Annotated in this window: 13 protein-coding genes; 12 read left to right on the top strand and 1 reads right to left on the bottom strand. The window is 73.5% G+C overall.

The genetic code is table 11. The features are described 5' to 3' along the window. Positions 1-78 precede the first annotated feature (78 nt). Complete coding sequence (locus D1J63_RS17355) at positions 79-615, top strand: YbjN domain-containing protein (RefSeq protein ID WP_102931246.1); 537 nt, start codon at positions 79-81, stop codon at positions 613-615. Between the two features lie 83 nt (positions 616-698). On the opposite strand, the gene D1J63_RS17350 is transcribed toward D1J63_RS17355, so the two are convergent. After that, positions 699-1,889, bottom strand: a complete 1,191-nt coding sequence (locus tag D1J63_RS17350) for a pyridoxal phosphate-dependent aminotransferase (protein ID WP_125629761.1) — start codon at positions 1,887-1,889, stop codon at positions 699-701. 192 nt (positions 1,890-2,081) lie between these two features. On the opposite strand from D1J63_RS17350, the gene D1J63_RS36740 reads away from it, so the two are divergent. The 11 genes from D1J63_RS36740 (at position 2,082) to D1J63_RS17295 (ending at position 13,197) form a co-directional block, all read left to right on the top strand. Then, positions 2,082-2,375 (top strand): hypothetical protein, encoded by a 294-nt coding sequence (locus tag D1J63_RS36740; protein ID WP_164712867.1) that lies wholly within the window; start codon positions 2,082-2,084, stop codon positions 2,373-2,375. 399 nt (positions 2,376-2,774) lie between these two features. Further along, a complete protein-coding gene (locus D1J63_RS17340) occupies positions 2,775-3,311 on the top strand; it encodes a DUF2617 family protein (RefSeq protein WP_164712866.1) in 537 nt (178 codons plus the stop codon). Between the two features lie 110 nt (positions 3,312-3,421). Then, a complete protein-coding gene (locus D1J63_RS17335) occupies positions 3,422-5,257 on the top strand; it encodes a polyamine aminopropyltransferase (protein ID WP_125629759.1) in 1,836 nt (611 codons plus the stop codon). A gap of 260 nt (positions 5,258-5,517) precedes the next feature. Beyond that, on the top strand, positions 5,518-6,678 hold the full coding sequence (locus D1J63_RS17330) for a sensor histidine kinase (RefSeq protein WP_125629757.1): 1,161 nt from the start codon (positions 5,518-5,520) through the stop codon (positions 6,676-6,678). Then, on the top strand, positions 6,675-7,418 hold the full coding sequence (locus tag D1J63_RS17325; RefSeq protein WP_102929732.1) for a response regulator transcription factor: 744 nt from the start codon (positions 6,675-6,677) through the stop codon (positions 7,416-7,418). The genes D1J63_RS17330 and D1J63_RS17325 overlap by 4 nt, the downstream gene beginning before the upstream one ends. Before the next feature lie 52 nt (positions 7,419-7,470). Further along, positions 7,471-8,322 (top strand): SRPBCC domain-containing protein, encoded by an 852-nt coding sequence (locus D1J63_RS17320; protein ID WP_164712865.1) that lies wholly within the window; start codon positions 7,471-7,473, stop codon positions 8,320-8,322. Between the two features lie 47 nt (positions 8,323-8,369). Then, entirely contained in the window at positions 8,370-9,167 is a 798-nt protein-coding gene (locus D1J63_RS17315) for an aldose 1-epimerase (RefSeq protein WP_125629752.1), read from the top strand. 10 nt (positions 9,168-9,177) lie between these two features. Then, positions 9,178-9,726: an orotate phosphoribosyltransferase gene (gene pyrE, locus D1J63_RS17310; protein ID WP_125629750.1), complete on the top strand. Its 549-nt coding sequence runs from the start codon at positions 9,178-9,180 to the stop codon at positions 9,724-9,726. Positions 9,727-9,880: 154 nt separating this feature from the next. Further along, entirely contained in the window at positions 9,881-10,912 is a 1,032-nt protein-coding gene (gene fbaA / locus D1J63_RS17305; protein WP_125629748.1) for a class II fructose-bisphosphate aldolase, read from the top strand. 74 nt (positions 10,913-10,986) lie between these two features. Continuing rightward, positions 10,987-12,456 (top strand): MFS transporter, encoded by a 1,470-nt coding sequence (locus tag D1J63_RS17300; protein ID WP_125629746.1) that lies wholly within the window; start codon positions 10,987-10,989, stop codon positions 12,454-12,456. Between the two features lie 327 nt (positions 12,457-12,783). Continuing rightward, on the top strand, positions 12,784-13,197 hold the full coding sequence (locus tag D1J63_RS17295; protein WP_125629744.1) for a DUF3151 domain-containing protein: 414 nt from the start codon (positions 12,784-12,786) through the stop codon (positions 13,195-13,197). Positions 13,198-13,315 lie beyond the last annotated feature (118 nt).

The following is a 13,315-nucleotide window of genomic DNA, read 5'->3' as shown; positions in this document are numbered from 1 at the left end:
GACAGGGCCACGGCGGGCTTGCCAGGCCCCTCCCCGCATGGTGGAGGATGGCCTGATCCGTACGAAGGGAAATTCACGGTGAGCATCGACCCGTCCTCGATTCCGAACTTCGGGGGCAAGCAGCCCGAGCCGCAGCCCCAAGGACCGGCGGGCCCCGTCGTCCCGGATCAGGATCTTGTGAAGCAGCTCCTCGAACAGATGGAGCTGAAGTACGTCGTCGACGACGAGGGCGACCTCGCGGCGCCGTGGGAGCAGTTCCGTACGTACTTCATGTTCCGCGGAGAGGGCGACCAGCAGGTCTTCTCGGTGCGGACGTTCTACGACCGGCCCCACCAGATCGACGAGAAGCCCCAGCTCCTCGAGTCGGTCGACGACTGGAACCGGCGCACCCTGTGGCCCAAGGTGTACTCCCACACCCACGACGACGGCACGGTCCGCCTGATCGGCGAGGCCCAGATGCTGATCGGCATGGGCGTCAGCCTGGAGCACTTCGTCTCCTCGACGGTCAGCTGGGTGCGGGCCGCCATCGAGTTCGACCGGTGGCTCGTGGAGCAGCTCGGTCTGGAGCAGGACGTCGACGAGTCGGAGAAGCCGACCGACGAGGACGGCGAGTAGTCCGTCCTCGCGGCTGAGCCAAGGAGAGCCCGGACCCCGGCACCACCGGGGGCCCGGGCTCTCGTCGTACCGGTACGGGCGCCCTACCCGGCCAGGGCCTTCAGGCGCTGTACTGCCTCCTGAAGCACCGGGACCCTCTTGCAGAACGCGAACCGCACGAACGGCGCCCCCGCCTCCCGGTGGTCGTAGAAGACCGCGTTGGGGACGGCGACGACGCCCGCGCGCTCCGGCAGGGAGCGGCAGAAGGCGATGCCGTCGCTCTCGCCGAGCGGGCGGATGTCGGTGGTGACGAAGTAGGTGCCGGCGGGCCGGTACACGCCGAGGCCCGCCTCGGCGAGCCCCGCGGCCAGCAGGTCCCGCTTGGCCTCCATGTCCTGTCGGTAGGCGGCGAAGTACGCGTCCGGCAGCGCGAGCGCCTCGGCGACCGCGTACTGGAAGGGGCCCGCGCTGACGTACGTGAGGTACTGCTTGGCCGAGCGGACCGCCGTGAGCAGGGCCGGCGCGGCGGTGACCCAGCCGACCTTCCAGCCGGTGAACGAGAACGTCTTGCCGGCCGACCCGATGCTCACCGTGCGCTCCCGCATGCCCGGGAAGGTGGCCAGGGGGATGTGCTCGGCGCCGTCGAAGACGAGGTGCTCGTAGACCTCGTCGGTCACCACCAGCAGATCCCGCTCCACGGCCAGCTCGGCGATCGCGGCCAGTTCCCCGCGGGTGAGGACCGTGCCGGTCGGGTTGTGCGGGGTGTTCAGCAGCAGGAGGCGGGTGCGGTCGGTGACCGCGTCGCGCAGCTCGTCCAGGTCCAGTCGGAACGCGCCCTCGTGCGGGCGCAGGGTGACGGGCACGCGCGTGCCGCCCGCCATCGCGATGCAGGCCGCGTACGAGTCGTAGTACGGCTCCAGCGCGACGACCTCGTCACCGGGCTCGACGAGGGCCAGCAGGGCGGCGGCGATGGCCTCGGTGGCGCCGGCGGTGACCAGGACCTCGGTGTCGGGGTCGTAGGACAGGCCGTAGCGGCGCCGCTGGTGGTCGGCGACGGCGGTGCGCAGCTCGGGGACGCCGGGGCCCGGCGGGTACTGGTTGCCGCGCCCGTCGCGCAGCGCCCGTACGGCGGCCTCGCGGATCTCCTCGGGGCCGTCGGTGTCGGGGAAGCCCTGACCGAGGTTGATCGCCCCGGTCGTCACCGCCAGGGCGGACATCTCGGCGAAGATCGTCGTCCCGAACTCGGCGAGCCGGCGGTTCAGGAGGGGGCGGGCGCTGGAGCTCATCGAGGTCATGGCGGCCATCCTGCGCCGAAGCTCTGGACTTCCTCAACTCTGCTTTGGGGCGTGGCGGCGAGGGGCATCTCCCGTGCACGCCGCGAGCTTCACGGCGCGAACCACAGGCAATCGACACACAGCGAGGCGTCCGACGGGGGATTGCTTCGGGGGACTTCCGGGCGCGGCCCGGAAGGGAAGGAGGGTGGAGCCGTGGTCACAGGCATCATCCTGTTCGTGCTCGCAGCCCTGCTGGTCAGGGTGTTCGTGGTGGGGCGGCGCACGTCCCACCCGGTGCGGACGAGGAGCGGCAGGGGGGCGCGCCGGCACGGCACCGGCGGGGGCGGCGACAGCGGGGGAGGCACCAACAGCTGGTGGGTCGGCGACGGGGGCGGCTCGTCCTCGGACGGACACCACTCGGGCCACTCCTGCGGTGGCGGCTCGTCCTGCGGAGGCGGGTCGTCCTGCGGGGGAGGAGGGGGCGGCGGATGCGGTGGAGGCAGCTGACACGGGGCAGCTGAGCTCCTGCAGGGGGAACCGCATCCGGCTCCGCGGGGTCCGCGCCTGGGACCGGGCCCCGCGCCCCCACGCGGAGCGCCCGCCGGGCCGCCCGCCCGGTGGGTGCTCCCGCGCACCGGCGCACTCCGTACGGGCGGGGTGTGCGCCATGGTTGAACAGGTGAGCTGTTGAGCCCCCTGAGGGATGGAAACGCCACGAAGTTGGGTAAAAACGCTGTGGCGGCACCACCGTTCATGATTCGCTCTTGTTCATCAACGCAGCTCCTCGGACGACCTGTTGACCCCCCTCCTGACCGGCCGACTGGGCTGAGCGGGCCGCATCCCCGGCAGTGCCCCGGATGCGCAGGCCCCACACCTTCCTCTCCTTGTGTGCTTGCGGAGCCGATCCATGCTCACGACCCTGACAACCGCCTACACCGACACCCGCGCCGCCGACCTGGCCTGGGCCCTGGGGCGCGAGCCGCTGCCCGCGCTCGCCTGTCTCGACGTCGAACTGACGGACGCGAAACTGCAGTTGAGACTCCTGGGGGCCTCTCATCAAGTCCTGCTGGAGGAGGAGCGGGGCAGCTGTTCGGAGACGGTGGCGTGCATCCCGGGCAGCAGTACCCCCCTTCCGCTGGGCGTCGCCAAGCGGGTGGGCGACTGGGAGTACGAATTCGCCGCCCGCGTGGAGGTGCTGACGCCGGGCTCCTTCGCCGGCCGCGCCCAGGAACTGATCGCCCTGGTCTCCGACCACCCGCACGGCCTGGCCGGGGTCTTCCCGGGCAGTCCGCACGCCTTCACGGCGCTGCTGGCCCAGCGGCACGAGGGGCAGGTGCACTGGCGGACCTGGCACGCCTATCCGCAGGACGGCCAACTGGTGGCGACGCGGACCCGGGTGGGCGTGCGGGTGCCGGCGTCGCAGCTCAGCCGGTCCGCGGTGTGAGCGGGCCGGTGCGCTGGTGAGGGCCGGATAAACCTGTGGTGCTCAGCAGGACCCGAGTTTCACACGTGTGGGTGACGATGCGCCGTGCGGGTGTGACGTAACGTCACTGCGTGATCGAACCGCACGTGCCCGCCCCGCCCGGCTCTCCGCCGTCCTGGGGCGGCCCCTGCGGTTCCGGTGGGCCCAGTGGCTCCAGCGGGCCAGGTGGTTCCAGTGGTTCCAGCGGGCCAGGTGGTTCCGGTGGTTCCAGCGGTCCAGGTGGTTCCGGTGGTTCCAGCGGTCCCGAGGCGCCCGCGCGGCTGCCCGTCCGGCCGGCCGTCGGACGGTTCCTGGTCCTGGCGGGCGTGTTCGTGTGCGCGGCCTGCGGGCTCGTGTACGAACTCGAACTCGTCGCGCTCGCCTCGTACCTGATCGGCGACTCGGTCACCCAGGCGTCCGTCGTCCTGTCCGTCATGGTCTTCGCCATGGGCATCGGCTCGCTCGCCGCCAAGCGGCTGCGCGGCCTCGCGGCGGCCGGCTTCGGCGCGCTGGAGGCCGTCCTCGCCCTCGTCGGCGGCTCCAGCGCGATGGTGCTGTACGCCGTCTTCGCCTGGACCGGCGGCTGGGGCGGCCTGTGGGCCGACGGCCCCCGCGTCCTGCTGGTCGCCTTCTCCCTGGCCATCGGCGTGCTGATCGGCGCCGAGGTGCCGCTGCTCATGGAGCTGATCCAGCGGGTGCGCAGACAGGACCCGGGCGGTGCCGTCGCCGACCTGTTCGCCGCGGACTACGTCGGCGCGCTCGTCGGCGGCCTCGCCTTCCCCTTCGTCCTGCTGCCCTTCCTCGGCCAGCTCACCGGCGCGCTGCTCACCGGCACCGTCAACGCGGTCGTCGGCGCCGCCCTGGTCCTCGGCCTGTTCCGGCGCGACCTGACCCGCCGGGCGCGCTGGCTGCTGCTGACCGCCAACGCGGTCGTCCTCGCGCTGCTCGCCACGGCGACCGTCCTCGCCGACGACTTCGAACGCGCGGCTCGGCAGGCCGTGTACGGCCAGGACGTCCGCGTGGCCGTGCGGACCGACGTGCAGGAGGTCGTCCTCACCGGCGACGCCGACGGCCGGCCCCTCGACCTGTTCCTGGACGGGCGGCTGCGGGTGCGCGGCAGCGACGAGCGGCGTTACCACGAGGCGCTGGTGCACCCCGCCATGAACGGCCCCCACGCGCGCGTGCTCGTCCTCGGCGGCGGCGACGGCCTCGCCGTCCGGGAGGTCCTGCGCCACCCCGGCGTACGCCGCGTCGACGTCGTCGAGCTCGATCCCCAGCTCGCCCGGCTGGCCCGGCAGGACCCCGGCCTGTCCACCCTCAACGAGCACGCCTACGGCGACGCGCGCGTCCACGTCGCCCCGGGCGACGCCTTCCACCGGCTGCGCTCGACGCCCTCCGCGACGTACGACGTGGTGATCTCGGACCTGCCCGACCCGTCCGTCACGGCCAGTACGAAGCTGTACTCGCAGGAGTTCTACGGCCTGCTGCGGCGGGTGCTCGCGCCCGACGGGCGGCTGGTGGTGCACGCGGGCCCGGTCCTCGCCGCCCCCCGGGCCTTCTGGACGGTGGACGCCACCCTCCGCGCGGCGGGCCTGCGGACCGTCGCCTACCGCGTCGCCGCCGACGATCCCGGCGCGGCCGCCTCCGACAACGGTTCGGCATCGGACGCAGGGACGGCCTCCGGTCCCGGTCCCGGTCCCGCGCCCGGACTTGAGCCCGAGCCCGACCGCGCCACCGCGGCCCTGCGCGCCCCCCGCGGCTGGGGCTTCCTCCTGGCCGCGCGCACGGCCCCCACCCTGCGTCCCGACCCGGCGCCGCCCCGCCCGCGCACCCTCACGCCGGACTCCCTGGCCCGGGACGCCCGCGACGCGGCCCGCACCCGGATCCCCGGGCTGCCGCCTTCCACGCTGGTGCATCCGCGGTACTGAGCCCGGCGCGCGGGTGCCGCGACCGCGAGCGGCCACGTCCCCGTGCGGCGGCCCGACCCTCCCCCGGGTACGGGACGGACCGCCACACCCCCCTGTGGACCGCTCGCACCGAGAACCTACGGCCGCCCCGCGCGTCCCGGAATCCGGCGGTGGGTGGAGACCGGACCCAACCCGGTGCGGTATCCGGCCGGTTCCTGCAACTTCCGCGGTACGGCAGAAGGATGACGCCGACCCCGGGCGGGCGGACCTACGCTGCGGGAATGCGCCTGCACCCCCTGGCGGCCGACGGCCTGATCGCCGCGGCGCTGACGACCGTGGCCGTCCTGCTCGGCACCGAGGCCGTCGCCCAGGGGTGGCCCGCGCTCGACCCGCTCGCCTGGACGCTCGTCGCCCTGCTGACCCTCCCCCTCGTCCTGCGCACCCGCGCCCCCGTCACCGTCTGCCTCGCCGTCCACGCCTGCTGGGCGGTCTACGTCACCCTCGACTACTGGCCCGTCGTCGGCTCCTTCGGCCCCATGCTCGCCGTCTACACCGTCGCCTCCCTGCGTCCCACCCGCACCGCCGCCGCCTGCGCTGTCCTGCTCGCCGGCGTGTGGATCTACGCCGGGCTGCGCAGCGACACGGGATCGATGGCCTCGGTGGCGGGACAGGCCGTGGGCTTCCCGCTCGTGCTGTGGCGGTTCGGGTACGTGGCCCGCAGGACCGGCGAGCTGACGCTGCGGCTGCGGGCCGAACAGGCCGACCGGGCCCGGCGCGAGGTCGCCGAGGAACGCGTGCGGATCGCCCGCGAGCTGCACGACGTGGTCGCCCACCACATCGCCGTCATCAACGTCCAGGCGGGCCTGGCCCGTTTCGTCTTCCGCTCCGACGCCCGCACCGCGCGCGAGGCCCTGGACACCATCGAGGGCGCCAGCGGCGAGGCCCTGGCCGAACTGCGCCGCATGCTCGGCCTGCTGCGGGCCGACGGCGTGCAGGGTGCGGACGGCGCACCCGCCCCCGGCCTCGACCAGCTCGACGAGATGGTCACCCGGGTGCGCACCGGCGGCGTCGGCGTCGAACTGCGCGTCACGGGCACCCCGCGCCCCCTGCCGCCCGGCGTCCAGCTGTGCGTCTACCGGGTCGTGCAGGAGGCGCTCACCAACGTGCTCAAGCACGCGCCCGGCGCGGAGGCCGCCGTGGAACTCGCCTACCGCGCGGGCAAGGTGACGGTGTCGGTGACCGACGACGGGCCGGTGGAGGGGCTGGATCCGGTCACACCTGCCGAGCGGGGCGGACACGGCTTGATCGGGATGCGGGAGAGGGCCAAGCTCTACGGCGGGACGATCCTCGTCGGCCCGCGCAGCGAGGGTGGATTCGGCGTGCGCCTGACCCTGCCGACGCCGGTACAAGCCGCACGCAGGGGAGACGCCGTCACGGAATGACCGACGCAGACCGCCCGACGGACGGGCCGCACCACGACACCGCCGGGCCGATACGCCTGCTCGTCGTCGACGACCAGTTCCTCGTCCGCAGCGGCCTCGCCACGCTGTTGCGTGCCGCACCCGGCATGGAGGTCGTCGGCGAGGCGTCCGACGGCGCGGAGGCGGTGGCGCTGGCCGCGCGGACCCGGCCGGACGTCGTCCTGATGGACATCCGCATGCCCGGCCTCACCGGCATCCAGGCCACCGAGCGGATCATCGCCGAGGCGGAGGACCCCGCGCCCCGCGTCCTCGTCCTGACCACCTTCGACCTCGACGAGTACGTGTACGGCGCCCTGCGGGCCGGTGCCTCCGGCTTCCTGCTCAAGGACGCCGGACCGGAACGGCTGCTGGCCGCGATCACCGCGGTGCACGGCGGCGACGCGCTCTTCGCCCCCGCGGTCACCCGGCGTCTGGTGGAGGCGTTCACGCGGATGACGGACACGGGGCGCGCCGAACCCCCGGACGCCGGCCCGCCGCCCGCGCTGACGGCGCTGACCGGGCGTGAGGCCGAGGTCCTGCGGCTGGTGGCCCGGGGGCTGAGCAACGCCGAGGCCGCCGACCGCCTGTTCATCAGCGAGGCCACCGTGAAGACCCACCTCAACCGCACGATGACCAAGCTGGGCCTGACCAGCAGGGCCCAGGCGGTGGTCGTGGCGTACGAGACGGGACTGGTGACGCCGGGGGCCGCGGGCGGCGGGTGACTTTGTGCCGACGGGGGGTGCGCCGGGCGCCCGCTGGGTAGGGTGCCGTGACATGGAGCATGAGGTGTTCGTTCCGGTTCCGGCCGAGCGGCTCAGGGACGTGCTGGCCGACCCCGTCCGGGTCGCCCGGGCGGTTCCGGGGCTCCAGCAGGACGCCGGTGCCGAGCCCGTCGCGGGCCGGCTGAAGGTGCGTATCGGCAGTCACTCCATCACCTACCGCGGGTCCCTGCGCCTGTCCGCGCGCGAGGACGGCACGTACGCCGTCGAGGGCGAGGCCACCGAGTCGCGCGGCACCGGCACGGTCACGCTCGCGCTGACGCTGCGCGCGGACGACGCCGACGGCGGCGCCACCCTCGGCTTCACCGGGACGGCCACCGCGGACGGTCGCGTGACGGAACTGCCGGAGGAGTCGGTCACGTCGGCCGCGACCCGGCTGCTGACCCGGTTCGCGGAGAACCTGGCCACGGCGGCGCGGACCCCCCAGCAGCCGGAGCCCGAGCCGAAAACGGAACCGGAGCCGGAGCCGGAGCCGGAGCCGGAAACGGAGCCCGGGCCGGAGGGGCACTCCGAGCCGCGCCACACCTCCGTCTTCGACACCGAGGTCCCCCCGTCCTCCCTCATGGACACGGACGAGGGCGACGAGGGCGACGAGGAGGACGAGGACGCGCCCGGCGCCGCCGAGCCGGTCGTCCAGCCCCCCGCCGAGGCCGCGCACGCGCGCCGCACGATGATCGGCCGCAGCGCCGAGGAGGTGGACCACGCCCCGCCGCGCGGCCGGTACGCCCCCGTACCCGCGCCCCAGCCGAGCGCGGTCGGCGCCCCCCTGCGCTGGGCCGCTCCGGCGGCCGCACTGGTCGTGGCGTCGGCGATCGTGGTGGGCCGCGCCCTGCGCAAACGCCGCTGACCGCCGGCCGAGTGGGGCGCCCCTGATCGCCCCAGTAGGGTCGTGGCGTGAGTAACGAACCCATCACGCTGACCGCGGGTGACGCGGAGGCGACCGTGCTGCCCGGCAACGGCGGACGGATCGGCGGGCTCCGCGTCGGCGGCACGGAGCTGCTGCGCCAGGGTGAGCGCTACGGCTGCTTCCCGATGGTCCCCTGGTGCGGGCGCATCCGCGACGGCCGCTTCAGCGACGGCGCCGTGGTCCACCAGATGCCCCTGAACTCCCCGCCGCACGCCATCCACGGCACCGCCCGCGACGCCGCCTGGCGCACCGCCCGCGTCACCGCGAACGAGGCCGTCCTCACGTACGACCTCACCGACCCATGGCCCTACACCGGCCGCGTCACCCAGGTGATCGCCCTCGCCGGGGACGCGCTGACGCTGACGATGTCCGTGGAGACGTACGAGTCGTCCTTCCCGGCGCAGGTCGGCTGGCACCCCTGGTTCAACCGGACCCTCGACGGCGAGAACGGCACCGGCGTGGAGATCGCCTTCGACCCCGCCTGGCAGGAGGAGCGCGGCGACGACCACCTCCCCACCGGCAACCGCGTCGACCCGAAGCCCGGCCCCTGGGACGACTGCTTCGGCATGCCCGACGGCGTCGACGTCACCCTCACCTGGCCGGGACGGCTGGAGCTGAAGGTGACCAGCCGGGAGCAGTGGGCCGTGGTGTACGACGAGCAGGAGGCCGCCGTCTGCGTGGAACCGCAGACCGGCCCGCCCAACGGCCTGAACACCCTCCCCCGCCTGGTCACCCCCCTGGAGCCGCTGGAGGCCACGACCACCTGGCGCTGGACCCGGCTCTAAGCTGGGGGGCATGACGGACGTACGCGGCGAGCTGCTGCAGCAGATCAAGGACAAGGCCGTGGTGCACGGCAAGGTGACCCTCTCCTCGGGCCTGGAGGCCGACTACTACGTCGACCTGCGCCGCATCACCCTGGACGGCGAGGCCGCGCCGCTGGTCGGGCAGGTGCTGCTCGACCTGACCGCCGACCTGGAGTTCGACGCGGTGGGCGGGCTGACCATGGGCGCCGACCCGGTCGCCGCCAGCATGCTGCACGCCGCCGCCGCCCGGGGCCGCAAGCTCGACGCGTTCGTCGTCCGCAAGGCCGCCAAGGCGCACGGACTGCAGCGGCGCGTCGAGGGCCCGGAGATCAAGGGCCGCCGCGTCGTGGTCGTCGAGGACACCTCCACCACCGGCGGCTCCCCGCTCACCGCCGTCGAGGCCGTGCGCGAGGCCGGTGCCGAGGTGGTCGCCGTCGCGACGATCGTCGACCGGGCGACCGGTGCCGCCGAGAAGATCCAGGACGGCGCGGGGGTGCCGTACCTGTACGCGTACGACAAGGACGAGCTGGACCTGGACTGACACCAGGGGTACCAGGGGCCGAGACGGGACCGGGGTCCACTCGGGGATTCCCCTTTCGTCTGGAAGGATGGGGCCGACGATGACGTCGCCCCCCAGTCCTAGGTCAGGGCCATAAGCAACAACACGCCCACCCGCACATACAAGGAGCGGACAGATGCCCATCGCAACTCCCGAGGTCTACAACGAGATGCTGGACCGGGCGAAGGCAGGAAAGTTCGCCTACCCGGCCATCAACGTGACCTCTTCCCAGACGCTGCACGCGGCCCTGCGCGGTTTCGCGGAGGCGGAGAGCGACGGCATCATCCAGATGTCCACCGGCGGCGCCGAGTTCCTGGGCGGCCAGCACAACAAGGACATGGTGACGGGCGCCGTCGCCCTCGCCGAGTTCGCGCACATCGTCGCCGAGAAGTACGACGTCACCGTCGCCCTGCACACGGACCACTGCCCCAAGGACAAGCTCGACGGGTACGTCCGCCCGCTGCTCGCGGTCTCTGAGGAGCGTGTGAAGGCCGGCCGCAACCCGCTCTTCCAGTCGCACATGTGGGACGGCTCCGCCGAGACCCTGTCCGACAACCTCGCCATCGCCCAGGAGCTCCTGGAGCGCGCCCGCGCCGCCAAGATCATCCTCGAGGTCGAGATCACCCCGACCGGCGGCGAGGAGGACGGCGTCTCCCACGAGATCAACGACTCCCTCTACACCACGGTCGACGACGCGGTCCGCACCGTCGAGGCCCTCGGCCTGGGCGAGAAGGGCCGCTACCTGCTCGCCGCGTCCTTCGGCAACGTGCACGGCGTGTACAAGCCGGGCAACGTCGTGCTCCGCCCCGAGCTGCTCAAGGAGCTGAACGAGGGCATCGCGGCGAAGTACGGTCAGCCGGCCGGCAGCAAGCCGTTCAACTTCGTCTTCCACGGCGGCTCCGGCTCCACCGCCGAGGAGATCGCGACCGCGCTGGAGAACGGCGTGGTCAAGATGAACATCGACACGGACACCCAGTACGCCTTCACGCGTCCGGTCGTCGACCACATGTTCCGCAACTACGACGGCGTCCTGAAGGTCGACGGCGAGGTCGGCAACAAGAAGACCTACGACCCGCGCACCTGGGGCAAGCTGGCCGAGGCCGGCATGGCCGCGCGCGTCGTCGAGGCCTGCGGCCACCTGCGTTCGGCGGGCCAGAAGATCAAGTAACACCCGGCCGTCCGCACGGCCTTTTGCACGAGCCCGGCGCCCCCGCGCGCCGGGCTCGCTGTATACCTGGAGCCATGCCCGACGTCCGGCTGGCCTCACCGCAGGGCAAGTGGATCCTGCTCACCACCGTCCTCGGCTCCAGCATGGCCCTGCTGGACTCGACCGTCGTCAACGTCGCGCTGCCCCACATCGGCCGCGACCTCGGCGCCGACCTCGCCGCACTTCAGTGGACCGTCAACGCGTACATGGTCACGCTGGCCGGTCTCATCCTGCTCGGCGGCGCCCTCGGCGACCGGTTCGGCCGCCGCCGGATCTTCGTCCTCGGCGTGCTGTGGTTCGCCGCCGCGTCCCTGCTGTGCGGCCTCGCCCCGAACGCCGGTGTGCTGATCGCCGCCCGTGCCCTCCAGGGTGTCGGCGGCGCGCTGCTCACGCCCGGCTCCCTCGCCCTCATCCAGGCCTCCTTCCACGCCGACGACCGGGGGAGGGCGGTGGGCCTGTGGTCCGGGTTCGGGGGCGTCGGCGCGGCGGTGGGGCCGTTCCTCGGGGGCTGGCTGGTGGACGGCGCGGGCTGGCGCTGGGTGTTCCTGCTCAACGTCCCGCTGGCCCTGCTGTGCGCCCCGATCGCGCTGCGGCACGTACCCGAGTCCTCGGACGAGCGCGCCCACACCCGCTTCGACGTGCTCGGCGCGGCCCTGTGCGCGGCGGCCCTGGCGCTGCTCACCTACGCGCTGATCGAGGCCCGTACGGCGTCCTGGACGGTGGCGCTCAGCGCGGTGGCCGGGGTGGTGGCCGCCGTGGCCTTCGTCCTCGTCGAGCGGCGCGGCAAGGACCCGATGATGCCGCTGGACGTCTTCTCCTCCCGCCAGTTCACGGCGGTCAACATCGTCACGCTGTGCGTGTACGCGGCCTTCGGCGGCTTCTTCTTCCTCGCCGCGCTGCAGCTCCAGGTCGTCGTCGGCTGGTCCGCGCTGGCCGCCGGTACGGCGCTGCTGCCGACCACCGTCCTGATGCTGCTGCTCTCCGCCCGCTCCGGAGAACTCGCCGAGCGCCTCGGCCCGCGCCTCCAGCTCACCGTCGGCCCCCTGCTCTGCGCCGCCGGGATGGTACTGATGCTGCGCGTGGGTCCCGGCGCCTCGTACCTCGCCGACGTACTGCCCGCCCTGGTGGTCCTCGGCCTCGGCATGGTCACCCTGGTCGCCCCGCTGACGGCGGGCGTGCTGGCCGCCGTGGACACCTCGCGCGCCGGTCTGGCCAGCGGCATCAACAACGCGGCGGCCCGTGCGGCGGGGCTCGTCGCGGTCGCCGCGCTGCCGCTGCTCACCGGCATGGGCGAGGAGGCGTACCGCTCGCCCCGGGCGTTCGACGACGCGTTCGGACCGGCGATGCTGATCTGCGCCGGCGTCCTGGTCGTGGGCTCGATGACCGCCCTCACCACGGTGCGCCGCCCACCCCCGGACTGCCCCCACCCCGAGTGCCGCACCCACGGCTCGGTCCTGACCCCGCCCCTGGAGCAAGGAACGCCGGAAACCACGCACGACAGATGACGCAGGGCACGACCCCCGGGTCACGCCTTCAAGGGGCGCGGGGAACCGCGCACGGAAGGAAACGCGGGGCTCGGCCCTGACCGACGTCAGGGTGACGCCCTCAAGGGGCGCGGGGAACCGCGCACGGAAGGAAACGCGGGGCCCCGCCCTGGCCGACGTCAGGGTGACGCCCTCAAGGGGCGCGGGGAACTGCGCGCTCAACCACAACGCACCCGCACTCGACAACGCACCCGCCCTCGACAACGCACCCGCCCTCGACAACGCACCCGCCCTCGACAACGCACCCACCCCGCCCAGCCGCCGCAGGCAATACCGCAGACTTGTCCCATGCCCATTCACGAGAACCTCCTCGGGGGACCGCCCCCGACCCACCTCCCCGACGACCCCGGCCCGCGCGAGCTGCTGGCGGCCGGCACCACCCCCGCCGACGTCGCCGCGAAGTACCCGACGTCCTCGCTCGCCTGGGCCCGCCTGGCCGACGAGGCGTTCGAGCGCGGCAGCGTCGTGGAGTCGTACGCGTACGCCCGTACGGGCTACCACCGCGGCCTCGACGCCCTGCGCCGCAGCGGCTGGAAGGGCCATGGCCCGGTGCCCTGGGAGCACGAGCCGAACCGCGGCTTCCTGCGCGCCCTGCACGCCCTCGCCCGCGCCGCCCAGGCGATCGGCGAGAAGGAGGAGTACGAGCGCTGCAGCGAGTTCCTGAAGGACTCCTCGCCGAGCGCGGCCGAGGTGCTGGGCTGACCGGCCCCCGCGCCCCCGGGCCCGTCCGCCGTGCGCGGGCGGGCCTTGCGGTTTCCTGCGACGATTGCGGAGGATGCCGTTGGGGACCGGGGCCCCGTGCCGGTAACGGCAGGGCGGA

Source organism: Streptomyces sp. KPB2, from assembly GCF_003950055.1.
Taxonomy (GTDB): domain Bacteria; phylum Actinomycetota; class Actinomycetes; order Streptomycetales; family Streptomycetaceae; genus Streptomyces; species Streptomyces salinarius.
Note: the sequence above shows the minus strand (reverse complement) of the source record. Positions and strands in the feature narration are given on the sequence as shown.